The following is a 25,698-nucleotide window of genomic DNA, read 5'->3' as shown; positions in this document are numbered from 1 at the left end:
GTCCGATGGTGGCGACCCGCTGCGCCGATGGTGGCGGTATCCCGGCTCCCCACGGCGGTAAGTTGCGAGGGTAGGCCGAAGGTGTTCGAGCGTCAGGAAAGGCCATGAGCGAGACCGGTGGAGAGATGGTGGCGTTGCGTGTCTCCGACGCCGACCGAAACGGCACGATGCGGCGACTGCACAACGCCGTCGCGCTCGGGCTGATCGATATCGACGAGTTCGAACAGCGCTCGGCGCAAGTGTCCTACGCGCGCACGCGCGGTGAGCTGGACGGTCTGGTCGGCGATCTGCCGGGACCGGGCGCCATCGTCACCTCCGCGGCCGACCGGGTGGAACTGCGCGGCTGGGCGGGCTCGCTGAAGCGGCACGGCGAATGGACGGTGCCCTCCCGCCTGGCGCTGGTCCGCCGGCTGGGCTCGGTGGACCTCGACCTCACCAAGGCCCGGTTCGCCGGGCCGGTGGTGGTGGTCGAACTGGACATGCGATTCGGCTCGGTGGAGATCCGATTGCCCGAGGGCGCCAGCGCGTCGATCGACGACGTCGAGGTCTACGTGGGCAGCGCCAGCGACCGCCGCAAAGACCCACCCGGTGAGGGCAGGCCGCACGTCGTGTTGACCGGGCGGGTGGTGTGCGGCTCGGTGATCATTCGGGGACCGCGCCGCTCACTGCTGCGCCGCCAGCGACTCTGAACGGGCCAGGGGCCGCAGTTAAGCTGGTCGCATGCCCGCTCGCACCGCGCTTTCCCCCGGAGAGTTGTCCCCGACTCTGCCGGTGCCCGGCCGCGTCCCGCGCCCGGAATACGTTGGCAAGTCCACAGCCCAGGAGGGCAGCGAGCCGTGGGTGCAGACGCCCGAGGTGATCGAGAAGATGCGGGTCGCCGGCCGTATCGCGGCGCGCGCGCTGGTGGAGGCGGGCAGGGCGGTCGCGCCCGGGGTGACCACCGACGAGCTCGACCGGATCGCCCACGAGTATATGGTCGACCACGGCGCCTACCCTTCGACGCTGGGCTACAAGGGCTTCCCGAAATCGTGCTGCACGTCGCTCAACGAGGTCATCTGCCACGGCATCCCGGACTCGACGGTGATCGCCGACGGTGACATCGTCAACATCGACGTCACCGCCTACATCGACGGGGTGCACGGCGACACTAACGCCACGTTCCTGGCGGGCGACGTCGCGCAAGAACACCGGCTGCTCGTGGAGCGAACCCGGGAGGCGACGATGCGCGCCATCAACGCCGTCAAACCCGGGCGTGCCCTGTCGGTCGTCGGCCGCGTCATCGAGTCGTATGCGAATCGGTTCGGCTACAACGTCGTTCGCGACTTCACCGGTCACGGCATCGGCACCACGTTTCACAATGGCCTGGTGGTCCTGCACTACGACCAGCCCTCCGTGTCGACCATCATGCAGCCGGGCATGACGTTCACCATCGAACCGATGATCAACCTCGGCGGCCTGGACTACGAGATCTGGGACGACGGCTGGACGGTGGTCACCAAGGATCGCAAGTGGACCGCGCAGTTCGAGCACACGCTGCTGGTCACCGACACCGGCGTCGAAATCCTCACGCTGCCATGACGTTTTCGGCGCTCGCCCTACAGAGGTGAGCGGGGCCCTGCTGGTCGCCGGCACCAGCTCCGACGCCGGGAAATCGGTGGTGGTGGCGGCCCTGTGCCGGTTGCTGGCCCGCGGCGGGACCCGGGTCGCCCCGTTCAAGGCGCAGAACATGTCCAACAACTCCGTGGTCACCGTCGAAGGCGGTGAAATCGGCCGCGCCCAGGCGATTCAGGCCCGCGCGGCGGGGCTGGAACCCAGCGTGCGGTTCAACCCGATTCTGCTCAAACCGGGCAGTGACCGCACCTCGCAACTTGTGATCAAGGGACGGGTCGCCGACTCGGTCAGCGCGGAAAGCTATGTGCGGCACCGCGACCGGCTAGCCTCCATCGTTCTCAACGAATTAACCTGTCTGCGAGACGAATTCGATATAGTGATCTGTGAGGGGGCCGGCTCTCCCGCCGAAATCAACCTGCGTGCCACGGATTTGGCCAACATGGGATTGGCCCGCGCCGCGAATCTGCCGGTGGTCCTGGTCGGTGACATCGACCGCGGCGGGCTGCTCGCGCACCTGTTCGGCACGGTCGCGGTGCTCGATCCAGACGACCAAGCGCTGATCGCCGGTTTCATCGTCAACAAATTCCGGGGTGATCCCGCGCTGCTCGAGCCGGGGTTGCGCCAGCTGCACGCCATGACGGGCCGGCCCACCTACGGGGTGCTGCCGTATGCCGACGAGCTGTGGCTGGACGCCGAGGACTCGCTGTCGGTGGTCGCGCACCGCGTCATCGGCACGCCCGCCCCGCCGTGCGGCGACGAGTGGTTGCGGGTGGCCGCGGTGCGGCTGCCCCGGATTTCCAACTCCACCGACGTCGAGGCGCTGGCATGTGAACCGGGCGTGTTGGTCCGCTGGGTCACCGGCCCCGCCGACGTTTCCGACACCGACCTGATCGTCATCCCCGGCAGCAAAGCCACCGTCGCCGACTTGTCCTGGTTGCGCGAACACGGCCTGGCCGAGGCGATCATCGCGCACGCGCGGGCCGGCAAGCCGGTGCTGGGGATCTGCGGGGGATTCCAGATGCTGTGCCGTCGCATCGATGACCCGGTGGAATCCGGCACCGGCGACGTGCCGGGGCTGGGGTTGCTGGACGCCGACATCGCCTTCGCTCCGGCCAAGACCTTGCGCCGCTGGCAAGGTCGGATCGACGGCCCCCTGAGCGGATACGAGATCCACCACGGGCGGGTCGCCCGCTGCGCCGAGCAGAGCTGGTTCGAATCGGGCGACGATCCGCACCCGCAAGGTGTGGTGCGCGGCGCGGTCTTCGGGACGCATTGGCACGGCTTGCTCGACAACGACGACTTCCGGCGTGCGTGGCTCACTCGGGTCGCCGACGCGGCCGGCCGACGCGGCTTCGTGGTCGGCGACACGAACGTCGCCGCGCGGCGCGACGCCCAACTCGATCTCGCCGCCGATCTGCTGGCCGCCCATCTCGACGTCGACGCCGTCCTCGGCCTGCTCGACGGCACGCCGCCGCCGCGACCGTATCTCGCAAGTCGGTTGCGCCCGTAGGGTATTCGCTGACATCGTGACGTGAACGTCACTTTTGACGCCGCAGTCAAAAATCCGTCATACGATGCCCATGGAAACTGTGTCCTCATATCACATGTCCAGAATCGTCGCACACCCACACCGTTTGGCTGTAGCGTGCTGGGGTGTCCTCGATGATGACCACCCTGGAGGGATTCCCGGTCCCGGTGGTTGTGGCCGGTACGGAGACGGGCGTCGTCGTCGTCATATTGGGCGACGAGGAACGCACCCCCGCGGCGTATGACGCGGTCTGCGAGCGCCTGCACACCGCATCGCTTCGCACGGTCGTCATCGGATTTGATCCGCGCCTCACCTGCAAGTCGGTGATCGGCATTCTCGACGCGCTGGGAATCGGCTGGGCCGTCGTCATGGGCGACCGCGCCGGCGGCGACCTCGCCTGGGAACTCACGGCAACCCGGCTGGGCCGGTTCGTCGGGCTGGTGGTGATCGACCGCGGGCATCCGCGGGCCGGCGATCGCGACGGCGCCATTCGCGACGGACACTGCCCGCCGGTGGAGATCGGCACGACGGTGTTGGTCAGCTCGCCGGCCGCCCGGTCGGTCGCCCAGGCCAGCCAGCGGTACGTCTACGCCGACTACCGCGTGGTGCACCTGGGACGGCGCACCGTGCAAGAGTCGACGGCGCAATTGGCCGCCGAGATCATTTTGCGCACTAGTACCTGGTAGCGCCTGGTTGACCCGAATGACGCGATGCTGTCGCTGACCTCGCTGCGAGAGTTGGTGGGCGGTGGCGCGGTGGACACGGTCATCGTGGCGTTCGCCGACATGCAGGGACGCCTGGTCGGCAAGCGGGTGGCCGCGCAACTGTTCGTCGACGACGTGGCCGCCCACGGCGCCGAGTGCTGTGGCTATCTGCTTGCGGTCGACGTCGACATGAACACCGTGAGCGGCTATGCGATGTCGAGCTGGGACACCGGATACGGCGACACGGTAATGAGGCCCGATCTGTCCACCCTGCGGCGCGTTCCCTGGCTGCCCGGGACGGCGTTGGTGATCGCCGACGTGGGCTGGGCCGACGGCAGCCCGGTCGCCGTGTCGCCGCGGGCCATCCTGCGCCGCCAGCTCGACCGGCTGGCCCAGCGCGGGCTGATCGCCGATGCCGCGACCGAGCTGGAATTCATGGTGTTCGACGAGCCGTATCGCCAGGCGTGGGCCGGCGGGTACCGCGGGCTGACCCCGTCCAGTGACTACAACATCGACTATGCGATCGCGGCGTCGTCGCGCATGGAGCCGCTGCTGGGCGACATCCGGCGCGGGATGGCCGGCGCGGGAATGCAATTCGAGGCCGTCAAAGGCGAGTGCAACAGGGGCCAGCAGGAAATCGGTTTCCGTTACGACGAGGCGTTGGTCACCTGCGACAACCACGTCATCTACAAGAACGGGGCCAAGGAAATCGCCGACCAGCACGGAAAAAGCCTGACGTTCATGGCGAAATACGATGAGCGCGAAGGCAACAGCTGCCACATTCACCTGTCGCTGCGCGACCCGCGGGGTGACGCGGTGTTCAACGAACCCAGCCGTCCGCACGGCATGTCGTCGACGTTCTGCGGTTTCCTGGCCGGCCTGCTGGCCACCCTGCGCGAATTCACGTTGTTCTACGCACCAAACATCAACTCCTACAAGCGATTCACCGACGGCAGTTTCGCGCCCACCGCGCTGGCCTGGGGCTTGGACAACCGCACCTGCGCGCTGCGGGTGGTCGGCCACGGGCCCAACATCCGGGTCGAGTGCCGGGTGCCCGGCGGCGACGTCAACCCGTATCTGGCGATGGCGGCGATCGTCGCCGGCGGGCTGTACGGTATCGAACGGGGCCTCGAGCCACCGGAGCCCTACGTGGGAAATGCCTACCAAGCCCCCGGCGTCGGGCGGCTGCCCGCCACCCTGGCCGAGGCGGCCGGGGTCTTCGAGCGCTCGACGCTCGCGCGGGAGGTGTTCGGCGACGACGTTGTCGCCCACTACCTGAACAACGCCCGCGTGGAGCTGGCGGCGTTCAACGCGGCGGTCACCGACTGGGAGAGGATGCGCGGTTTTGAACGCCTCTAGATCTGATGATGGCGACCCGCTGCGCCCGGCTGCGCCGCGCTTGCCATCGCCACGGAGATCCAAGCGCCCGGTGGTGGGCCTGACAACGTATCTCGAGCGCGTGCGGACCGGCATCTGGGACATCCCCGCCGGATATCTGCCGGCCGACTACTTCGAGGGCGTCATCCTGGCCGGCGGGATCGCCGTGCTGCTGCCCCCGCAGCCGGCGGACGCCGAGATCGTCGGCTCGGTGCTCGACGGCCTGCACGCGCTGGTGATCACCGGGGGGTATGACGTCGACCCCGCCAGCTACGGCCAGCAGCCGCATCCGACGACCGACGAACCCCGCACCGACCGCGACGCCTGGGAGTTCGCGCTGTTGCGCGGCGCGCTGGAGCGGGGACTGCCGGTGCTCGGGATCTGCCGCGGCGCACAGGTTCTCAACGTCGCGCTCGGCGGCACGCTGCACCAGCACCTGCCCGACGTGCTCGGCCACACCGGGCATCGGGCGGGCAACGGGGTGTTCACCAGGTTAGAGGTCCGTACCGTGGCGGGCACCCGGCTGGCCGCGCTGGTCGGGGAGTCCGCCGACGCGCCGAGCTATCACCATCAGGCCATCGACAGGGTCGGGGACGGCCTGGTGGTCAGCGCGACCGATCCCGATGGCGTCGTCGAGGGGCTCGAGTTACCGGGGGACAGGTTTGTGCTTGCCGTGCAATGGCATCCGGAACAGTCCCTGGAGGATTTGCGGTTGTTCGCCGCGATCGTGGACGCGGCCCGATCCTATGCGGGACGTGTGACGTGAGCACCGTAGAGCTGATCAACCCGGCGACCGAGGAGGTGCTGCGCTCGGTGGAGCACGCCGACGCGGCGGCCGTCGACGACGCGGTGGTCCGGGCACGGGCGGCGCAGCGGCGCTGGGTGCGGCTGTCCCCGTCCGAACGAGCCTCCGGCCTAAGGGCTTTCGCCGCCGCCGTCGACGCGCACCTCGACGAGCTGGCGGCACTCGAGGTCGCCAACTCCGGGCATCCCGTCGCGTCGGCGGAGTTTGAGGCGGGCCACGTCCGGGACGTGCTGACCTACTACGCCGCCAGCCCGGAACGACTGTCCGGCAAGCAGATTCCGGTGACCGGCGGCCTGGATGTCACGTTCAACGAACCGCTGGGCGTGGTCGGCGTGATCACCCCGTGGAACTTCCCGATGACCATCGCGTCCTGGGGCTTCGCACCCGCCCTGGCCGCGGGCAATGCCGTGCTTGTCAAACCCGCCGAGGCGACGCCACTGACCACGATCCGGCTGGGTGAGCTGGCGGTGCAGGCCGGGCTGGACGAGGACTTGCTCCAGGTGCTGCCCGGTCCGGGCGCGGTGGTCGGGGAGCGGTTGGTCACGCATCCCGGCATTGCCAAGATCGTGTTCACCGGCTCGACCGAAGTCGGCAAAAAGGTGATGAGCGGCGCGGCCGCCCGGGTGAAGCGGGTGACCCTGGAGCTGGGCGGCAAGAGCGCCAACATCGTCTTCGCCGACTGCGATCTCGAGCGGGCCGCCGCGACCGCGCCGGCCGGGGTGTTCGACAACGCAGGGCAGGACTGCTGCGCCCGTAGCCGGATCCTGGTGCAGCGCAGCGTTTATGACCGTTTCATGGAGTTGTTCGAGCCCGCGGTCAAAGGTGTCGTCGTCGGAGATCCCGCGTCCCGGGACACCGAGATGGGTCCGCTGGTGTCGGCCGCGCACCGCGCCAAGGTGGCGTCCTACGTGCCCGACGGCGCCCCGGTCGCGTTTCGCGGCAGCGCGCCGACCGGCCGCGGATTCTGGTTCCCGCCAACGGTTCTGACCCCGCGGCGCACCGACCGCTGCGTCACCGAGGAGATCTTCGGTCCGGTGGTCACGGTGCTGGCCTTCGACGACGAACAGGACGCCATCACGCTGGCCAACGACACCACCTACGGCCTGTCCGGATCGATCTGGACGGACGATCTGTCCCGCGCCCTGCGCGTGTCCCGGGCGGTCGAAGCCGGGAACCTGTCGGTGAATTCGCACTCTTCGGTTCGGTACAACACCCCGTTCGGCGGTTTCAAGCAGTCGGGCCTGGGCCGCGAGCTGGGCCCGGACGCGCCGTTGCACTTCACCGAGACCAAGAACGTGTTCATCGCGATCGGAGAGGATTAGGTGGTGGCGGTCGATCTCACCCAACGGTTGGCGGGCCGCGTCGCCGTCATCACCGGTGCCGGCGGCGGCATCGGGTTGGCGTCGGCACGGCGCATGCACGCCGAGGGCGCCACCATCGTGGTGGCCGACATCGACGGTGACGCGGGCGCCGCGGCGGCCGACGAACTGTCCGGTCTGTTCGTGCCCACCGACGTCGCCGACGAGGACGCGGTCAACGCGCTGTTCGACACCGCGGCACAGGCCTACGGCCGCATCGACATCGCGTTCAACAACGCCGGCATCTCGCCACCCGACGACGATCTCATCGAAAACACCGAACTGCCCGCGTGGCAACGCGTCCAGGACGTCAACCTGAAGTCGGTGTACCTCTGCTGCCGGGCGGCGTTGCGGCACATGGTTCCCGCGCAGCGGGGTTCGATCATCAACACGGCGTCGTTCGTCGCCGTCCTGGGGTCGGCGACGTCGCAGATCTCCTACACCGCCTCCAAGGGAGGGGTGCTGGCCATGTCGCGGGAGCTGGGCGTGCAGTTCGCCCGGCAGGGCATCCGGGTGAACGCGCTGTGCCCGGGGCCGGTCAACACGCCGCTGCTGCAAGAGCTTTTCGCCAAGGACCCCGAACGGGCCGCGCGCCGGCTGGTGCACGTGCCGGTGGGCCGCTTCGCCGACCCCGGCGAAATCGCCGCTGCGGTCGCATTTCTGGCGAGCGATGACGCGTCATTCATCACGGCGTCGACGTTCTTGGTCGACGGCGGCATCAGCTCGGCCTACGTGACTCCGCTCTAGCCGGCGTACTCACTGGCCGGGTGCCTCGCTGGCCGCGACCAGGCGGATGTGGTCCCCGCCGAGCCGCTGCGCCGCGGGCGCGGCCACCATCCAGATACGCGGCACCGACAGCACGCCGAGCGACACCCCGCGACCCGAGCGCGCGCTGACGCCGTTGACGGCGGCCGGCTTGGGGAAAAGTGTGCGCAGCGCCGCCGCCTTGTTCATCGAATTCAGGTGGCCGATAGCGAAATCCGACGGCGCGGTCAGCGAATTCAATTTCGACAGCGACGGTGTGACCGTAGAAAGGGGCGATGCGAACGTGGACGGCGATGGTGCCGACAGGTGTTTGAGAGCGTCGAGAATGGCCGACATCAGTTGGCAGGCGGCCGACATGACGTCGGGCGCGGCCTGCAGCGCCCAGGTGCATGCCGGCGCACCGGCATCGGCGGGCGGAAAGGTGAACGGTGTGACCGCCGCCGCGCCGGCCGCGGCGTCGGCGTAGGCGTACATGGCCCCGGCGTTCTGTGCCCACATCCCGTCGTATTCGGTGTCGACCTGCGCGATCGCCGCGCTGTGCTGGCCCAGACAGTTCGCCGACGCCAGCGCCATGCGGCGCGTACGGTTACGGGCGATCACCGGTGGGGCCACCATCGCCGCGAAAGCGGACTCGTGCGCGCCGGCCGCCGCCCCGAGCTGCGTGGCCGCGTGCCGACTCCGTGCGGCGCTGGCGTCGAGCCAGTCGACGTAGTGTGCGGCGGCCGCGTTCATCGCCGACGGCGCCGGGCCCTTCCATTCCGCCGCCAACTTGGCGGTCACCGCCCGGTAGTCCGCCGCCGCGGTGCGGAGCCGCGCGGCTAATTTGTGCCACGCCGCGGCGGCCTGGACCATCGATCCCGCGCCGGGACCCGAATACATCAGCCCGGAGTTGATCTCCGGGGGCAGCGTCGCGAAATCCATTACAGCCTCTGCCTGACGACGGCGGTATGAGTGGTACCCGAAAACATGGGGCGTCCTTACAAGATAGAGACGGGGGTTACAAGCCTTGGGCGCGTACGTGTCGCGGTAGTGCGCGGCGTGCAGCGATCAGACGCGGGCTATGCAGAGCCGGGTCAGGATGTCTCGGTCGGCGGGAATGCCTGCGGGTGCCCGGGATTGGGCATCGTAGGGCGCTGACCCCGACGGGCCGAGCGCTACCGGCGTCGGTGGCAGAGCCGAGTGGGGCGACAGGCGATTCCAGGTCAGGGGCCGTTCCTTCGTCATCCACATGTAGTGGAACGGCTTCGTGTTGGTCTTGTGCGCCGGTGTCGAAGACCGCGACGCGGCCAGGGCGGGCCGGCTGATGGCCGAGAAATGGCCATCCGGGTGCATCACGCCGGCGGGCGCATCGACGTCCGGGGTGGCGCCGGACCACGCAGCCGGCTCCGGCAATGTGGACGCGGCAAACGGGGGCTGCAACGACGAACCCGCGACGAGGGCGACGAAAACACCGAGCGCTGCGACAATCGCGGTGGCCGGCTGCCACCGCCGAGTTTCGCCGCACCCCCGGAACAACACCTTGTGCCGAATGTACAACGTGAAACCCCGAGGAACGGTCAGAACGAGGTGAACTCGATTCGCGTCCGGTTGTTTTCCTGCGCTACGGCCGGAAAACGATGAACGGAATCGCCATCTCGACCACGCTGGCTCCGCCGTGGAAACCGACCAGGCGGGACGTTTCCGGGGGCTCGTGCGCGCTGGCCAGCACCGCCGCGTCGCCCGAACAGATGACCACCACGTCGCCGAGCCGCTCCAGGTGCTGCGGCGCGACCGGCCCGAACATCCCGGTGGCCACCGCCTGCTCGCGGCTGTAGACGGTGGCCCGGCCGTCGAGCACCTCGGTCCACACGGCCTGCACAGCGGGTCCGGCACCAGGCTCGGTGTGCAGATACCGGACCCGGGGCTCGCCGGCCACCACCCGCACTCCCTGGGCCAGCCGCGGGTCGGCGTCGAGGTCGATGCGGGCCTCGGGTGGGACATTGAGGCCGCCGTGGTCGGCGGTCACCAGCAGCGCCGCGTTCGGCGGCAGCGCCTCGAGCAGGCGCGATAGCAGGGTGTCGACGCTCGTCGCCGCCGCATGCCACTGCTCCGAGCCGACGCCGAAGACATGGGCCGCGGTGTCGAGCTTGGCGGTATAGCCGTAGACCAGCCCGGGCGCCGAGCCCAGGTCGTCCATCACCAGCCGCGCGTAGTCGTCGGCCCGGCCGGCGGGGCGGAATTCCGCGCCGCGATATGCGGCCTCGGTCAGTCCGCTGCCGATGAACGGCGCCGGCAGCACGGCGCGGGCGCTGACACCTGCCTCCTTGAGCCGTTGGAACCAGGTCGGCACCGGCTGCCAGACGGCGGGTGACGGGTCGTCTCGCCACCGGATGTGGTTGAGCACCCTGTCGGTGCCGGGCACCCTGAGGGTGAAGCCCAGAATGCCGTGCTCGCCGGGAGGCGCGCCGGTGCCCAGGGACACCAGGCTGGTCGGCGTCGTCGACGGAAAGGTGCATTCCAGCCGGGTCAGCCGTCCGGTGGCACCGGCCAGCACGGAGGCGAGCAGCGGCGCACTTCCGGCCAGCTGCGGAAGCAGGTGCCAGCCCAACCCGTCCACGAGCACGACGAGCACCCGATCAATCCGATCGGAGCCCGCCCAGTCCGTGACCGCGAGCTTGTCCAGCTCGTCCGGGGAGCCCGGAACCCCGAGCAGGGCGGCCGCGGCGGGCAGCACGTCGCAGAGAGAACCGGGCACGGGGCCAGTCTGACGTCGAAGCTAGACGCGCGCCAGTCGATGGTCGGTCACCAGCAGCTGCCGGTTCGTGCTGTCGGTCAGCGCGCAAAGCTGCTCCGGCGAGAGCCGGCCGCACAACCGGCCCCAGTGCATCGCGACCACGTCACCGGCGGCCGCGTCGGGCACCGCGCTGTATCCGTCAGCCCACACCTCGAACACCCGCGCCGAGGGTTTCGACAGCGTGAGTGCCTGACCGTTCCAGGCCAGTCTCCGGCACAACACCTCGACCCGGTCTCCGTCGCGGGAAAGCACTGTCCCGGAACTGATTCGGCAGTTGTCCAGCACACGCAGCGGCTGCTCGTCCATGTTTCGGCCCAGGAACCGCGTCCACGGATAAACCCCGAACACGTGGAAGCAGTGATTCCCGGCGGCCTCGCATGCCAGATCCGGCGTGAGATGCGACCAGTAATGGCCCGCCTGCGGACCGAGCATCGCCAGCAACGCGTCGAAGAACTCCTGCGGGTCCAGGCCGGCCGCGGCGCCGCCGCCGAGCCAATACGACTCCACCAGCCGATAATCCAGCGGGTCGGCGATGCCGGTCAGCTTCGACAGCACCCGAAGATACGGCCAGGCCCCGGAGAACTTGGTCGCCGCCCTGCGCACGTCGGCAACCGACCCGTCACGCAGGGTGGCCCCCAGCGGGGGACCGCAATAGCCCAGCGCGTTGGGCGCATAAGCGTAGCGGGCGAACATCTCGGCGCCCTGGTGAACGTTGCGGGTGCCGGTCAAGCCCGCCTCACCAGCTTGACCGCATCGCGGTGCATGCGGCCGAAGTTGTAGTAGGCCGCGCACGCCCCCTCGGGTGACACCATGCACGTTCCGATCGGTGTCTCGGGCGTGCACGCGGTGCCGAAGACCTTGCATTCCCAAGGCTTGAGCACTCCCTTGAGCACCTCACCGCACTGGCAGGCCTTGGGGTCGGCGACCCGCACGCCGGGCATCGCGAACCGCAGCTCGGCGTCGAATTCCGCGAAATCGTCGTGCAGCCGCAGCGCGCTTTGCGAGATGAATCCCAAACCGCGCCATTCGAAGTGGGGGCGCAGCGCGAACACCTTGCCCATCAGCGCCAGCGCGGCGGGGTTGCCGTGCTCGGGCACCACGCGCTTGTACTGGTTTTCCACTTCGCAGCGGCCTTCGCGGATCTGGGTCAGCAGCATCGCGACCGCGGCCAGGATGTCTAGCGGCTCGAAACCGGCTACCACCAAGGGCTTTTGGTATATCTCCGGCACGAACCGGTAGGGGCGGTTGCCCACCACCGTCGACACGTGCCCGGGGCCGATGAACCCCGACAGCCGCAGATCCGGTGATTCGAGGATGGCCCTGATCGGCGGCACGATCGTGACGTGGTTGCAGAAGACGCTGAAATTGGGCAGGCCCATGTCCCGGGCGCGCACCAGTGTCACCGCGGTCGAGGGCGCGGTTGTCTCGAAGCCGATGGCGAAGAACACCACCTGTTTGTCGGGGTTGGCGACGGCGATCTTCAGCGCGTCCAGCGGGGAGTAGACGAACCGCACGTCGGCGCCCCGCGCCTTGGCGTCCAGCAGGCTGCCGGCCGACCCGGGCACCCGCATCATGTCGCCGAAGCAGGTGAAGACCACGTCGGGCTGGCCGGCCAGCCACATCGCGTCGTCGATGCGTCCCATCGGGATCACGCAGACCGGGCAGCCCGGGCCGTGCACCAGCTCGACATTGTCGGGCAGCAGGTGTTCGATGCCGTGCCGATAGATGGTGTGCGTGTGCCCGCCGCACACCTCCATGAACTTGAACTCCTCGCCGCCGGTCCCGGCCAGGTGCTCGATCGCGACCAGTAGCTTCCGCGCCGCGGCGGGGTCGCGGAATTCGTCAACGAATTTCATTGCCGCTCCCAGGGTTAAATAATGGCCGACGAGTCGAAGGCCTGCATTTCAGTGGTGTAGGTGTCGCCGAGTTTCTTGATGGCCGCCAGCGTGAGCAGCGCCTCGGTCTCGTCGATCTTGGCCATGGCGAACCCGACGTGGACCAGGACCCAATCGTCGGGCCCGGGCATGTCGCCTTCCAGCAGCCGCACGCTGATCGCGCGTTGCACGCCGCTGACGTCGACCTTCGCCAGATAGTTTGCGGGATCGGTGATCTCGACGATCCGACCCGGAATTCCAAGGCACATAAGCGGTTATCCTTTCTTGTGGCGACCCGCTGCGCCCGGCTTCGCCGCGCTTGCGATCGCCACGTCTTCAGCAGATCCTCGGTAGCGGGTCCCCGACCAGCATGTCGACGATCCGGGTGCCGCCGAACCCGGTGCGCAGTACCACGCTCTCGGCGGGCTCGGTGACGATTTCCCCGACTTCGGCCGCATCGGCACCCAGCGGGTGGGATCGCAACGCGTCCAGCCCCGCCCGTGCCTCTTCGGGTGCGACGACGGCGACGAACTTGCCCTCGTTGGCGACGTAGAGCGGATCGATGCCGAGTAACTCGCAGGCGCCGTTGACCATCGGGGTCACGGGGAGTCGCTCCTCTTCGAGCAGCACCCCGAGGCCGCAGGCCTGGGCCAGCTCGTTGCACACGGTGCCCACTCCGCCCCGCGTCGCATCGCGCAGCCACCGGGTGGACGGGGCGGCCGCCATCAGCAACTCGACCAATGGGCTCACCGACGCGGTGTCGGAGGCGATATCGGCCTCGATGGCCAGATCGCCGCGGGCGAGCATGACCGCCATGCCGTGATCGCCCATCGACCCCGACAGCAGCACCTTGTCGCCGGCGCGCACCGACTGCGCCGACAGCGTGCGGCCCGCGGGGATGACGCCGGCCCCGGTGGTGGTGATGAACAGCCCGTCGGCCGCACCCTTGGGCACCACCTTGGTGTCGCCGGTGACGATCTGCACACCGGCGGCCGCGGCCGCCGCGGCCATGTCGGCGACGATCTCCTTCAACTCGGCGATTCCGAAACCCTCTTCGAGCACGAACGCCGCCGAGATCCACGACGGCACGGCGCCGGCGACCGCGAGGTCGTTGCAGGTGCCGTGCACGGCGAGTTCGCCGATCGAGCCACCGGGAAAACGCCTGGGCTGCACCACAAAGGAATCCGTGGACATCGCCACGCGCTCTCCGCTGGGTAACGTGAGGACCGCGCCGTCGCCCAGCGACTCGAGCAGCGGGTTCCGAAACGCCTCCATGAATACCGCGTCCACCAGCGCGGCCGATGCCTTGCCGCCGGCACCGTGCGCCAGGGTCACATGGTCGTCGAGCAACCGGGGGCGGCGCCGGCGGAACGACTCGATCCGCTCGATCACGTCGCCTTCGGCGAACCGCGGCCCCGACGAAAGATAGTCACCCGCTGACGGATTCATGCGGCCCCCAAACCGTGATCGCTCCCGAGACGTTCGTGGACCGCCAACCACAACTGATAGCCCACCAGCGCCTGGGATTCCTGAATCCGGTGCACGCTTTGCGAACGAACGACGAAGCAGGCATCCACATTTGGATTGTTCGCGAAGGCGCCACCGTCGTAGCCGGAGAATCCGATGGTGTACAGGCCGCGCCGGCGCGCCTCGGCCAGCGCGGTCAGCAGGTTGGGGGAGTTGCCGCTGGTCGACATCGCGATCGCGATGTCGCCGCTCTTCGCGCGGGCGATCAGCTGGCGGGCGAACACCAGCTCGAATCCGACGTCGTTACCCAGTGCGGTCAGGATCGCCTGATCGGCGGTCAGCGACCAGGCCGGCAGGGAGTTGCCGAGCGGCGGGCGCGCGAACAAGGCCGCCAGCGTGGTGGAATCGGTGCAGCTGCCGCCGTTTCCGAAGGTGAACAACCTGCCGCCGGCGGCGAACCGCCGCGCCAGCTCGGCGGCGGCCTGCGACAACAGATCGGCGTTGGCTTCCAGCGTGGAGTGCCGCAGCGCCCGGCTTTCCGACGCCTTGGCTTGTGCCGACGCGGCCAAATCGGCGAGCAGCGAGGAGGGATCGTCTTCTTCGGCGTCGATGAACGGGTACAAGAAGTTGGTGGGTTCGTCGGCGGGACTCATGAAACACCCTCTCGCTCTTCGTCTTCGCCGCCGTGACCCGAGGGCGCTGTTCCTCGGATGCCGGCCACGCCGGCATCCTCGTCGCCGACGGGATCCGATGGCGCTGCTCCTCGGATCCCGGCCACGCCGGCATCCTCGTCGCCGACGCGGCTGATGGCCGTGCCGGCGTGCACCAGCACCAGCTCACCGGCCGCGACCGGATCGACGAGTGTGGTGATCACGTCCTCGATACCCCGGGCGGTGCGCACCGGTGCCTGACCGTCCACCGACGCGCTCACCACTTCGCCCAGCCGGCCCTCGTCGCTACAGGTCACGCAGACCGCCTCGTCGTCGCCGTCCTTGGGTTTGAGCAACCCCGAGTGCTCGAAACACACATGGGTCAGCTCCCACAACAGGTGGTAGAACAGCACGAAGCCGCCGGTGGCGGGCACCCGCGGATCGGGATCGTCGAGCCAGAGCACGTGATCGGCCACGGCGGCCCCGGGTGGATCGCCGCTGCCGATCCAAATCGTGGTGGCGCCCCAGGCCGGGCCGCGGCGCATCACCGAGCGCACCTGCGCGTCCTCAGCACCGGACACCGCGACCACGATGTCGCCGGGCCGCACCGATACCCGCACCAGATCCAGCAGGTCGGGGCCGGTGAGCGCCACCGCTGGCAAGGCCCGTTTGCCCATGATCACCGGGTGCACGAATTCGACGGCGATGTGCATCGCGTGCGGTTCCCACGACGGCGCGATGCACCACATGGTGGCACCGGCGGCGAATCGCTTGGCGAGCGTCAACGCCGTGGCGGCAAGGTCTTCGGCCAACTCGGAGCTCAGCCCACGGTCGATGGCGGTGGTGGTCATCGCGTCATCCCCTCCTCCTGCGCGATCAGCACCGAGACCGCGGCCTGGCCCAGCGCCAGTCCACCGTCGTTCGGCGGAACGGTGTGATGGGAGAGTACCTCAAATCCATTGCGCCGCAGTAAGGTACGACAAGTACGCAACAGCAGGACGTTCTGGAACACCCCGCCGGTGAGGCCCACCAACCGGGTGGCGCCGGCGACCCTGGCGACCGCGTCGGCGACGGCGACGGCGACCGCCTCATGGAACGCGGCGGCCAGCGCCGCGCGCGGTGTCCCGGCATAGAGCGCCGCGACCATCGTTTGCACCATCGGGACCGGATCGATCACCCCGTCGGGGCGCACCGCGAGCGGCAACGACGGCGCGGGCTGCTCGGGATCGGAGTCGGCCGACTCCGCCAGCGCCTCGAGCTCGATGGCGGCTTGCCCCTCGTAGTCGATGCGGTGCCGCACCCCGAGCAGGGAAGCGACCGCGTCGAACAGACGGCCCATGCTCGAACACGGCACACACCCCGCCCCGGATTCCAGTTGCGAACGGGTAAGGCGTAGTTCGTCTTCGGTCGCGGCGGCGACCGGAGCCAGATCCGGCGTCCAGTCGATGTCGGCCATCCACAACTGCGACAGCGCCATCCGCCACGGATTGCGCACCGCCGCATCGCCGCCGGGCAGCGGCACCGGCAACAGGTGGCCGACCCGTTCGAAATGGTGGCTGCGACGTCCGAGCGCCAGAATCTCGCCGCCCCAGATCGTCTCGTCACAGCCATAACCGGTGCCGTCGAAGGAGATCCCGACGATGGGTTCGCCGATGCGCCCGTGTTCGGCCAGCAGCGACACCACGTGAGCATGGTGATGCTGAACCAGATCCACCGGGCGATTCCCCGCGTGGCGCTCCGCCCAGCTTCGCGTGTGGTATCCGGGATGCAGGTCGGCGGCCAAACGTGCGGGCGTGCCTCGTATTTCGCTGAGTTGGCCCACCGCACGCTCGAACGCGCGCAGTGTCTCCCAGGTGGCCATGTCACCGATGTGGCCGGACAGGTAGGCCCGCGAGCCGTCGGTGAGGCAGCAGGTGTTCTTCAGTTCGCCGCCCACGGCCAGCACGGCCGGTCCGTCGAGCCCCAGGTCGACCGGCAACGGCGCATACCCGCGGGATCGGCGGATCGGAAGCTCGTGGGCCCCGTCCTGGTCTCGGACGACGCGCACCACCGAGTCGTCGCACGGCACCTGGATCCGCCGGTCATGGTCGAGGATCGCGTCGCAGAGTGCCGGAAGCCTTTGCGCGGCATCGTCATCGGTGAAGCAGATCGGCTCGTCGGAGCGGTTGGCACTGGTCAGCACCAGCGCATCGGGCACCGGCCCGGCGATGCCCGGCACCGGTGCCAGCAGCAGGTGATGAAGGGGGGAATACGGCAGCATCAACCCGAGCAGCGGGCTGCCGGGTGCCACGGCCTCGGCGACCGGCGCGGTGTCGAGCCGCCGGAGTAACACGATCGGCCGGGCCGGGCCGCACAGCACGGCGGCTTCGGCATCGTCGACGTGGGCGTAGCGGCGCGCGACGTCGAGATCGCGAACCAGCATCGCAAAGGGCTTGGCACCGCGCGCTTTGTGCGCCCGTATCGCGGCGACCGCCGCCGCATCGTCGACGTTGCAGGCCAGGTGGTAGCCGCCGATTCCTTTGATGCCCACCACGGCGCCCGCGGCCAGTGCGCTCTGGGTGGCGGCCAAGGCCGCATCCGATCCGCGTACTTCACCGGCCGTCGAGCGGAACCGCAGCGCCGGCCCGCAGTCCGGGCAGGCGATCGGTTGCGCGTGGAATCGACGATTCGCCGGCTCGTGGTATTCGGTGGTGCACCGCGCACACATGGCGAACACCGCCATCGTGGTGGCCGGGCGGTCGTACGGCAATGCTTCGATGATGGTGAACCGCGGCCCGCAGTTGGTACACGTCACGAACGGGTGCCGGTATCGGCGATCGAGCGGGTCGAACAGCTCGGCGACGCAGTCGTCACACACCGCGATGTCCGGTGGAATCGGGCTGGTCGTACCGGCGGTCAATTGGCTTGTCACGATCCGGAATTCGGGTGCAGACGCGGGATCGGCGTCAAGTTCGACCGCCCGCACCTCGGTGATCCGTGCCAGCGGCGGGGCGTCGGCGCGCAGCCGCCGGCAGAATTCCGCCACCCGGGCGCGCCGGCCCTGCACCTCGAGAAACACCGCGCCCGAGTCGTTGCCGACGAATCCGGACAGACCCAGTTCGGTCGCGACGCGATGGACGAACGGACGAAAGCCCACCCCCTGGACCACGCCGGTCACCGTGACCCGTTGCCGAACCTCCTCGGACCGCGACAGCAGGGAAACCTCGGCCGTTTCGGTCATCTCAACCGGCCTCCGCTGGGGGGTCCATCGGGCCGGTGTCACCGCGGCCCATCAATTCCAGGCCGGCCATGGCCCGATCGGCTCCGGCGCGATCGGTCCTCTCCACGACGAAACCCATGTGGATGATCACCCAATCGCCCGGCGCGAACGTCTCTTCCGGCAGCATGCCGACGTTCACCTTGCGTTGTTCGCCGACCACGTCGACCAGCGCCAGTTGCCCCGCAAACCCGTCCAGCATGGCGATGACCTGTCCCGGTATGCCCAGACACATGGTTCAGCACCCGCCTTCGGCCGCGGGCGACGCGGCGTGCAGCGCAGTCGCGGGCGGCGCCGCGCCGTGCAGCGCCGCGACGATCTCTTCGACCGCCCGCGCCGCCCGGGGGACGGCCTGGGCGACCGGCTCGGTCAGGCCGATTCCTTCTTGGACGCTTCCCGCCTCACAACCGACGACCACGGTGTAGGGCGGACGGCCGCCCAGGGCCTGCAGGCTGGCGAAGACGGCGGCCGGGTCCATGCTGTGACCGTCCAGACCGGTTGTCTGCGAGGGCGATTCGTGATCAGCCTGAAAGACGTGCAACGCTCCGGGATGCCCCCGGCTGGGTACAGCGTCGACAAGCACCAGCGCATCCCACTCCTCGAGCAGGTCATAGGCCAGGTGCATGCCCCTGATTCCGTAGTCGATGACCTGTATCGCCGGATCATCCTGCGGGAGTTCGGCGTTGCGGACCACTTCCGATCCGAAGCCGTCGTCCCCCAGGAAGATGTTGCCGATCCCGGCTACCAGGATGCGCGTTGTCATGGTGGTGTCAGCCTTGGCGGCTACATCCGCCTCAACCTGAGATACCGCCGGGCATCGGGCACGGAGATCACTCCGAACACCAATGCGACGGCGGCCACCAGCGCGATGATGGCGATGAAGACCCAACCTACGACTTCCATGTCGAACTCCTTTCAAGGGATTGTTGCGTCGTGCTGCGACCGCAGCGGTTCGACTTCGTCGGGGGAGAAGTACAGGTAGCGGCCATACCAGTCGTGCAGGTCTGCGGCCGGGTCCTCGTCGACGACGACGGCGACGTGCTTGTTGCCCTCGACGTCCTCATGCACCGACGTGACACGGGCGGTCTTGCCGGTGACGAAAATGTCCTGGGCGTCGGCGTTGCGCCGCGGGCGCAACCGGACCTTGCTGCCCCTGGCCACCCGGATCCCGTTCACCAGCACCGCGTCGATCTCGGGTCGGACGGCGTTGTCCGCCAGGGGATCCCACCAATCGACGCCCTCGGGGATCTCGGGCACCAGATCGGTGGGTCCACGCAGCGACCGCGGATCGCGCAGCACACCGTGCAACCGGGCCATCGCCTCGGGTGACATGGCGTCACACTGGTCGATGATTCGCGCCGCCCGTGGGTCGGTAGCCCGGGCCTGTGCTTTCTCCTCGTCCGTCATGGTCATCACGCGCAGGGTGAGGATTTCGTCGATCTCGGTGCAGTCGTACAACGCCGTGTCGCTCTGTTCGGCCACCTCGGGGTGGTCGTAGAGAATGATCGGTGAGATCAGCAGCATGTCGCGGGCGCCTGTTGGCCCGGCCAGCACCGGGAAGCAGCGGTGCTGGCGGCACCGGGACACCGCATCGGCCGCGGCCTGCGGCGGCTCCAGCAGCGAGACGAACTGGCCGCCATCCACCTCGGCGATGAGATGCGTTCCGATCATGGATCGTGCGATGGCGTCGTCCTTGTCGCGCGCGGCCGCACCCGTGTTGTCCACCCGTACCGAGATCCGCCGCAGGTCGCCGTCGGACTGGCTGGTGACGGCCAGCACGCCGCGCACCTCACGTCGCTCGCGCACCAACCGGCCGCCGTCGAGGAGTTCGATATCGATCGCCGCGTCGGCCGACACCGGCAGCGACCACGGTTGATCACCGAACGTAAGTGGGCCGAAGGAGATTTCGCGCTCCACGGCTTCGTCCCAGGTCAGCCACGACCCGGCCGGGGTGTCGAGCTCGTCGACGGGCTCGAAGCCGTGACCCGTTTCCCGCTCGGCCCTGCGGTGCTGCAGCTGCAGGAACCGCACCACCAAGGTGAGCGCGCGCGCACCTTCGACCAGGAACTCCGCGGCAAGGGTGGTCTCTTCACCGAGGCCGCTATCGGCCGCACCGCACGGCCCCAGAACGCCGAACTGCCACCGTGATTGGTTCTTGCTCGACGTCCCCCGGTACGGGTAGAGGAGATAGCCCTCGTAGAGCACCGCGTCGGCGACGGCGCGGGCCCGATCCCAGCTCGCGGTCATCGCGTCACCTCGCGGTCGGCGGTGGCGTCCAGCAACGAGGTGATGGCGTGGTCGAAGTCGAGCATTCCCCGGCCCGATTTGTAGCCCGCCAGCTCCGTGATGGTTTCGTGGCTCAGCCGGATCCAGCCGCTGTTGGGATAATGCTGCGCGATCAGATCCCGCCAGACCCCGACCGGCATGTCGTAGCGGTCCTCACGGTCCCACGGCACCTGCTGAACCGAGAAGCCACGTTCGGAGTTTACGAAAACCGTTCCGCTGAACAGGAACTGGAGCGGAACCGTGCCGTCGCGCAGCGCGTGCAGGTATTTGGCGGCGGCGACCTCGAAGTCGTAGGTGCAGCCCAGGGGCAGGGCCGCGATCGTGCTGCCGGTGAATCCCGGCACCATCGCGGTGCAGTGCTGCCACAGGAAGGTGCGTTGGGTGCTCGCCCAACGTTCGCGGGCCCCGAACAAATCCATCAGGCCGGTCGCTTCGTCCTCGGAGTACGGGCGGCGCAGCGGCTCGATCCTGACCTGGCAGCGCAGGGCGATGGCGTGCACCGGATCCTCTGCCGCAGGGCCACTGCTGGTGACGCCGACGCGGGCGGTAAGGACCGGGCTGACGGCGTACGGTTCGGCCGTCACGTCCAGAATCGCGAAGCTCACATCCGGCGGCGGACCGTTCATCGCGGCGCCTCCACTGCGCGGGCGGCGAGTAGGTCGAAGAATCCGTCGATGTATTCGCGTGCCTGCTGGCCGCCGTCGAAGCCGCGCCACAGCATGCGCAATCGCCCGACGAATTCGTAGCAGGCGTCGATCGGCACCAGATAGCTTTCCGGCCGCGACAATTCGCCATCCTCGGGGCCATCGGCAACCCGGACGAGCAGCGCCTCCACGTCGTCGACCAGCAGGCCCAGCCGCGGGTCGGCCGCGCGGATGGTGTCCCACACGTCCATATCCAGCTCGGACTCGGTTGCCCCGGCCGGCCCCGGATAGAACGCGACGGTGTGCCCCAGCGCCGAGTTGGTGAAGAAAAAAGCGATCCCGACCGGGATCTGCAGCGCCTCCCACACCAGGCGATCCAGCGCGAAGTCGGGAAACGACAGATACCGGTCCGGCACCGCCCGATAGTGCAGCTCGGCGTGGGAGTCGGTGAACAGCAGATAACAGGCGCGACAGACGCACATCAGTTGCCGGTCAGCCACATTGACGACGTGCTGGTGCTCGTCGGCGATCAGCTCCGCGCACATTTCGCAGCGCTCGCCCGCCGGCTCGGGGGCGCGCCGGTCGCTTCTGATGCGGGTCAGGACGTCGTAGGGGGTGCTCATGCCGGGGCGCCCATCACATCGGCCCCCAATGCCACCGACGGCAGGCCGTCGCGGATCAACAGCGGAATCGGATCGAGATGGTTCGCCGACCCATCGGTGGCGTCGGCTCCGGCATGAACCCCCGCATGGACCATGTCGAAATCCGTGCCGCAGCCCGCGCAGCGCAGCAACGGACCATGCAGTTCCGAGCCGGCCAGGGAGTCGTCACACACCGGGCAGCGATCCCGGTAGGCGAACGTCTGGTCGCCGACCCGGCACGCCACGATGGTGGTGCCGTCGACCAGGAAACCGCCGACCTCGCCGGGCACCAGCTCGGCCAGCTCGGGCACGGGGTGCCAGTCCGTCGGCCCATGCCCGTTCGGATGGAGATGCGCCAGTAGCGATTCGGCGGGGATCACCCCGCCGGACACGTCGGCGGACGCCGCGGTCACCAGTTCGATCGAGGAGATCTCCGGGGCGGCCGCGCGCACCGCGTCCTGTACGGCCAGCTCCAGCGTCACCGCCGACGACGGGCAGCTCTTACAGCTACCGGTAAACGCCAAACGCACGGTGCTTTCTCCCGGCCCCTCGCCGGGAACGATGTCGATCAGGTCGACGTCCCCGCCATGCGAACCCAGATAGGGGCGCACCCGATCCAGCGCATCGGAGACCCTGCGGTGCACGTCGTGCGGATGCAGGCCGTGCACCAAGAGCAGGCTGGCCACCAGGTCGTCGGCGGCCAGCCGCTCGGCCAGGCCGCCGTCCGGGCCGGGATTGGCGGCCATCCGCATGATCCGCTCCAGCCCGGCGCCGTAAAGCCCGACCACCTCGCGAAGCAGTTGCTGCGCACGGTCGTGCGCGGCGGTCCCGCTTGCTGCGCAGGAATCCAGCAGTGTCTGGATCCGATCGCCCGCTGAGCGCCACTGCGTGTCGGTCTCGGGGCTGTCCGGGCGATCCGCCATGTGTCCTCCGTTAATGTGCCGACCCGCTACGCCCGGCTTCGCCGCGCTTGCGATCGTCACTCCCCGACGGGTGACTGGGTCGGCGTGTGCAGTCTGTCCAGGGACTTGCCCTTTCCCAGGTACATGTGCACACCGCACGGCAGGCACGGGTCGAAGCTGCGCACCGTACGCATGACGTCGATTCCCTTGAAGTTGTCCCGGCCGTTCTCCTCGAAGATCGGCTGGCCCTGCACCGCATCCTCGTACGGGCCGGGGGTGCCGTAGCTGTCGCGCGGGTTGGCATTCCACGGTGTGGGCGGGTACGGGTGATAGTTGGCGATCTTGCCGTCCCGGATCACCATGTGGTGGCTGAGCACACCGCGGACCGCCTCGGTGAAGCCGCAGCCGATGGCCTCGTCGGGCACGTCGAACTTTTCCCACGTCTTGGTGCGCCCGGCGCGGATCTCGTCGAGCGCCTTCTCGCAGAAGTGCAACGCGCACGCCGCCGCGTAGGCCTGGAAGTAGGTGCGCGCCCGATCGCGTTCGATCGTGTTGCTGCCGTATTTGGGGATCGTCCACTCCAACTCGACGGGCCCCTTGAGGGCCGTCTTGGGCAGGTTGATCTTGACGCTGTTGCCGGTCGCTTTGACGTAACCGATGTCGACCAGGCCGGCCAAGGCGGTCGACCACAGCCGGGCCAGCGGCCCGCCGCCGGTGTCCAGCGCCAGGTGGTCCGTGCCGTCGAACCAGCGTGGCGACATCACCCAGCTGTATTTGCCGCCTTCCAGGTCGCGCTTCTGCGGGTGCGGGTTGGTGTGCTGGTTCCATGGGTGACGCCGGTCGATCGCGTTACCCAGCGGATCGGTCTTGACGAACATCTCCTGGTCGGTCCAGTCGTCGTAATACGAACTGCCCAAAAGGATCCGGATGCCGAGGTTGATGTCCACCAACGAGTGGGTGAGCAGTTTGCCGTCGACCACCACACCCGGGGTGACGAACATCGCGTTACCCCAGCGCTCCATGTCCTTGTATTCGAAGTTGCACACTTCGGGGTCCTGGAAGGAGCCCCAGCAGCCCAGCAGGGTGCGGCGCAGCCCGACCTTCTCGTAACCCGGCAGCGCGGTGTAGAAGAAGTCGAACAGGTCGTCGTGCATGGGCACGACTTTTTTCATGAACTCGACGTAGCGCATCAGCCGGGTCATGTAGTCGGTCATCAGCTGGATGGTCGCGACGGTGCCGACCCCGCCGGGGTACAGCGTCGAGGGGTGCACGTGCCGGCCCTCCATGAGGCAGAACATCTCTCGTGTCCACCGGCTGACCACGAGCGCTTCGCGATAGAACTCACCGCTGAACGGGTTGAGCGAACGCATGATGTCCGCGATCGTTTTGTACCCGTGCGCGTCCGCATGCGGTGCCGGTGTCTTCTCGGCCAGCGAGAGCACACTCGGGTTGGTCTCGGCGACCATCTTCTCGCAGAAGTCCACGCCGACCAGGTTCTCCTGGAAGATGTTGTGGTCGAACATGTATTCCGCTGCCTCACCGAGATTGACGATCCACTCGCCCAGATGCGGGGGCTTGACCCCATAGGCCATGTTCTGCGTGTAGCACGAGCAGGTGGCGTGGTTGTCGCCGCAGATGCCGCAGATGCGGCTGGTGATGAAGTGGGCGTCGCGAGGATCCTTGCCCTTCATGAAGATCGAGTAGCCCCGGAAGATCGACGAGGTGCTGTGGCACTCGACGACCTCTTTGTTCTCGAAGTCGATCTTGGTGTAGATGCCCAGGCTGCCCACGATCCTGGTGATGGGATCCCAGGCCATGTCGACCAATTGGCCGGGTTCCCGTGTGGCATGGGTGGGTTCAGGAATGATGGTTGTCATCGCGCTACTTCTTCCCGTTTTGGCTGCTGTCCGCGTTGGCTGATGCGGCGACGGCTCTTCGTCTAGAACTGGAGGAAGGAGCGCGCCCACCCGATAGGTGACCTACCAGGTGCGGCGCGCTCCGGTGGTGAGTTTGTCGCCGTTGTGGCGCCACCGCGGCTCTTTGTCGAGGGTGCGTTCCGTGATACCCCTCAGACTGCGAATCACGGTTCCGTACAAACCCGACGCGGTGCTCGAGATCTTGCCGCCCGGCGGTTCGTCCATGAACGGCATGAATTTGTCGGGGAACCCCGGCATGGTGCAGCCGATGCAGATGCCACCGACGTTGGGGCAACCGCCGATACCGTTGATCCACCCACGCTTGGGGACGTTGCACTTCACGACCGGCCCCCAACAGCCAAGTTTGACAATGCATTTCGGCGAACCGTACTCGGTGGCGAAGTCGCCCTGCTCGTAGTATCCGGCCCGATCGCACCCCTCGTGCACGGTCGCGCCGAACAACCACTGGGGGCGCAGCGCGTCGTCGAGCGGGATCATCGGCGCCTGACCGGTCGCCATGTAGAGCAGGTAGGTCAGGGTCTCCGACAGGTTGTCCGGCTGGATCGGGCAGCCGGGAACGCACACGATCGGAATGCCCGCCTTGCTCTTCCAATCCCAGCCCAGATAGTCGGGCACTCCCATCGCGCCGGTCGGATTGCCGGCCATCGCGTGAATGCCCCCGTAGGTGGCGCAGGTCCCGACCGCCACGATCGCGGTGGCCTTGGGCGCCAGCCGGTCCAGCCACTCGCTGGTGGTCATCGGCTGGCCGGTGGCCGGGTTGTTGCCGAATCCGCACCAGTACCCGTCGTCCTTGATCTTCTCGTTCGGGATGGACCCTTCGACGACGAGCACAAAAGGTTCCAACTCCCCGCGGTCGGCCTTGAAGAACCACTCGAGGAAGTCGTCCGCTCCTCCGTTGGGTCCGCATTCGAAGTCGATCAGGGGCCAGTGCACGGCGACCTGGGGGAGTCCGGGCAGGGCCCCCAATGCGATTTCCTCGACGCTGGGCTGGGTGGCAGCAGTCAACGCCACCGAATCGCCGTCACAACTGAGGCCCGCGTTGATCCATAGAACATGGATCAATGTTTGTTCCGCCTTGACTGCTGCTTCCGTTGGCATGCTGCAGCTTTCCGGAGCCGGG

Annotated in this window: 24 protein-coding genes and 2 pseudogenes; 8 read left to right on the top strand and 18 right to left on the bottom strand. The window is 68.2% G+C overall.

The window, feature by feature from the left end:
- Positions 1–104: 104 nt before the first annotated feature.
- The 8 genes from EPN51_RS26815 (at position 105) to EPN51_RS26780 (ending at position 8,130) form a co-directional block, all read left to right on the top strand.
- Entirely contained in the window at positions 105–689 is a 585-nt protein-coding gene (locus tag EPN51_RS26815; RefSeq protein WP_293048908.1) for a DUF1707 domain-containing protein, read from the top strand.
- Positions 690–720: 31 nt separating this feature from the next.
- On the top strand, positions 721–1,578 hold the full coding sequence (gene map, locus EPN51_RS26810; protein ID WP_293048907.1) for a type I methionyl aminopeptidase: 858 nt from the start codon (positions 721–723) through the stop codon (positions 1,576–1,578).
- Positions 1,579–1,603: 25 nt separating this feature from the next.
- Complete coding sequence (locus EPN51_RS26805; protein ID WP_293048906.1) at positions 1,604–3,121, top strand: cobyric acid synthase; 1,518 nt, start codon at positions 1,604–1,606, stop codon at positions 3,119–3,121.
- 152 nt (positions 3,122–3,273) lie between these two features.
- Positions 3,274–3,825 (top strand): alpha/beta hydrolase, encoded by a 552-nt coding sequence (locus EPN51_RS26800; protein WP_293048909.1) that lies wholly within the window; start codon positions 3,274–3,276, stop codon positions 3,823–3,825.
- Positions 3,826–3,849: 24 nt separating this feature from the next.
- Entirely contained in the window at positions 3,850–5,202 is a 1,353-nt protein-coding gene (locus EPN51_RS26795; protein WP_293048905.1) for a glutamine synthetase family protein, read from the top strand.
- Entirely contained in the window at positions 5,189–5,986 is a 798-nt protein-coding gene (locus EPN51_RS26790; RefSeq protein ID WP_293048904.1) for a gamma-glutamyl-gamma-aminobutyrate hydrolase family protein, read from the top strand. The genes EPN51_RS26795 and EPN51_RS26790 overlap by 14 nt, the downstream gene beginning before the upstream one ends.
- Positions 5,983–7,347 carry an aldehyde dehydrogenase family protein gene (locus tag EPN51_RS26785; RefSeq protein WP_293048903.1) on the top strand — a complete coding sequence of 455 codons (1,365 nt, stop codon included), beginning with the start codon at positions 5,983–5,985 and terminating at the stop codon, positions 7,345–7,347. Before EPN51_RS26790 ends, EPN51_RS26785 begins: the two co-directional genes overlap by 4 nt.
- Positions 7,348–7,350: 3 nt before the next feature.
- Entirely contained in the window at positions 7,351–8,130 is a 780-nt protein-coding gene (locus EPN51_RS26780; RefSeq protein WP_293048902.1) for a 3-oxoacyl-ACP reductase, read from the top strand.
- Positions 8,131–8,139: 9 nt separating this feature from the next.
- On the opposite strand, the gene EPN51_RS26775 is transcribed toward EPN51_RS26780, so the two are convergent.
- The 18 genes and pseudogenes from EPN51_RS26775 to EPN51_RS26690 form a co-directional block, all read right to left on the bottom strand.
- Positions 8,140–9,069: a PPE family protein gene (locus EPN51_RS26775; protein ID WP_293048901.1), complete on the bottom strand. Its 930-nt coding sequence runs from the start codon at positions 9,067–9,069 to the stop codon at positions 8,140–8,142.
- Between the two features lie 126 nt (positions 9,070–9,195).
- Positions 9,196–9,684, bottom strand: coding sequence for a hypothetical protein (locus EPN51_RS26770; RefSeq protein WP_293048900.1), 489 nt, complete (start codon positions 9,682–9,684; stop codon positions 9,196–9,198).
- Between the two features lie 64 nt (positions 9,685–9,748).
- Entirely contained in the window at positions 9,749–10,882 is a 1,134-nt protein-coding gene (locus tag EPN51_RS26765) for a nucleotide pyrophosphatase/phosphodiesterase family protein (RefSeq protein WP_293048899.1), read from the bottom strand.
- A 21-nt stretch (positions 10,883–10,903) separates the two neighbouring features.
- A complete protein-coding gene (locus tag EPN51_RS26760; RefSeq protein ID WP_293048898.1) occupies positions 10,904–11,650 on the bottom strand; it encodes a DUF6390 family protein in 747 nt (248 codons plus the stop codon).
- Positions 11,647–12,777, bottom strand: coding sequence for a hydrogenase formation protein HypD (gene hypD, locus EPN51_RS26755; RefSeq protein WP_293048897.1), 1,131 nt, complete (start codon positions 12,775–12,777; stop codon positions 11,647–11,649). The genes EPN51_RS26760 and hypD overlap by 4 nt, the downstream gene beginning before the upstream one ends.
- A 14-nt stretch (positions 12,778–12,791) precedes the next feature.
- On the bottom strand, positions 12,792–13,064 hold the full coding sequence (locus EPN51_RS26750) for a HypC/HybG/HupF family hydrogenase formation chaperone (protein WP_293048896.1): 273 nt from the start codon (positions 13,062–13,064) through the stop codon (positions 12,792–12,794).
- 67 nt (positions 13,065–13,131) lie between these two features.
- Positions 13,132–14,244, bottom strand: a complete 1,113-nt coding sequence (gene hypE, locus EPN51_RS26745; RefSeq protein ID WP_293048895.1) for a hydrogenase expression/formation protein HypE — start codon at positions 14,242–14,244, stop codon at positions 13,132–13,134.
- Positions 14,241–14,915 (bottom strand): SIS domain-containing protein, encoded by a 675-nt coding sequence (locus tag EPN51_RS26740; RefSeq protein WP_293048894.1) that lies wholly within the window; start codon positions 14,913–14,915, stop codon positions 14,241–14,243. The genes hypE and EPN51_RS26740 overlap by 4 nt, the downstream gene beginning before the upstream one ends.
- A 128-nt stretch (positions 14,916–15,043) precedes the next feature.
- Positions 15,044–15,763 (bottom strand): annotated as a pseudogene (locus EPN51_RS26735) (hydrogenase assembly protein HupF); the annotation flags it as partial.
- Positions 15,760–18,132 carry a carbamoyltransferase HypF gene (gene hypF / locus EPN51_RS26730; protein WP_293048893.1) on the bottom strand — a complete coding sequence of 791 codons (2,373 nt, stop codon included), beginning with the start codon at positions 18,130–18,132 and terminating at the stop codon, positions 15,760–15,762. The pseudogene EPN51_RS26735 and the gene hypF, both read right to left, overlap by 4 nt.
- Before the next feature lies 1 nt (position 18,133).
- Positions 18,134–18,403 carry a HypC/HybG/HupF family hydrogenase formation chaperone gene (locus EPN51_RS26725; RefSeq protein ID WP_293048892.1) on the bottom strand — a complete coding sequence of 90 codons (270 nt, stop codon included), beginning with the start codon at positions 18,401–18,403 and terminating at the stop codon, positions 18,134–18,136.
- 3 nt (positions 18,404–18,406) lie between these two features.
- Positions 18,407–18,931, bottom strand: coding sequence for a hydrogenase maturation protease (locus tag EPN51_RS26720; protein ID WP_293048891.1), 525 nt, complete (start codon positions 18,929–18,931; stop codon positions 18,407–18,409).
- 127 nt (positions 18,932–19,058) lie between these two features.
- Positions 19,059–20,415, bottom strand: a pseudogene (locus EPN51_RS26715) (hypothetical protein).
- On the bottom strand, positions 20,412–21,080 hold the full coding sequence (locus EPN51_RS26710; protein ID WP_293048889.1) for a DUF6084 family protein: 669 nt from the start codon (positions 21,078–21,080) through the stop codon (positions 20,412–20,414). Before EPN51_RS26710 ends, EPN51_RS26715 begins: the two are co-directional and overlap by 4 nt.
- A complete protein-coding gene (locus EPN51_RS26705) occupies positions 21,077–21,721 on the bottom strand; it encodes a DUF5947 family protein (protein WP_293048888.1) in 645 nt (214 codons plus the stop codon). The genes EPN51_RS26710 and EPN51_RS26705 overlap by 4 nt, the downstream gene beginning before the upstream one ends.
- Entirely contained in the window at positions 21,718–22,662 is a 945-nt protein-coding gene (locus EPN51_RS26700) for a NifU family protein (protein ID WP_293048887.1), read from the bottom strand. Before EPN51_RS26700 ends, EPN51_RS26705 begins: the two co-directional genes overlap by 4 nt.
- 56 nt (positions 22,663–22,718) lie before the next feature.
- On the bottom strand, positions 22,719–24,518 hold the full coding sequence (locus tag EPN51_RS26695) for a nickel-dependent hydrogenase large subunit (RefSeq protein ID WP_293048886.1): 1,800 nt from the start codon (positions 24,516–24,518) through the stop codon (positions 22,719–22,721).
- A 102-nt stretch (positions 24,519–24,620) separates the two neighbouring features.
- Positions 24,621–25,676 (bottom strand): hydrogenase expression protein HypE, encoded by a 1,056-nt coding sequence (locus tag EPN51_RS26690; protein WP_293048885.1) that lies wholly within the window; start codon positions 25,674–25,676, stop codon positions 24,621–24,623.
- Positions 25,677–25,698: the final 22 nt, after the last annotated feature.

Origin of the sequence: Mycobacterium sp. (assembly GCF_004298145.1) — a bacterium.
Lineage (GTDB): Bacteria > Actinomycetota > Actinomycetes > Mycobacteriales > Mycobacteriaceae > Mycobacterium.
The sequence above is the reverse complement of the archived record's forward strand: the minus strand, read 5'-3'. Positions and strand labels throughout refer to the sequence as shown.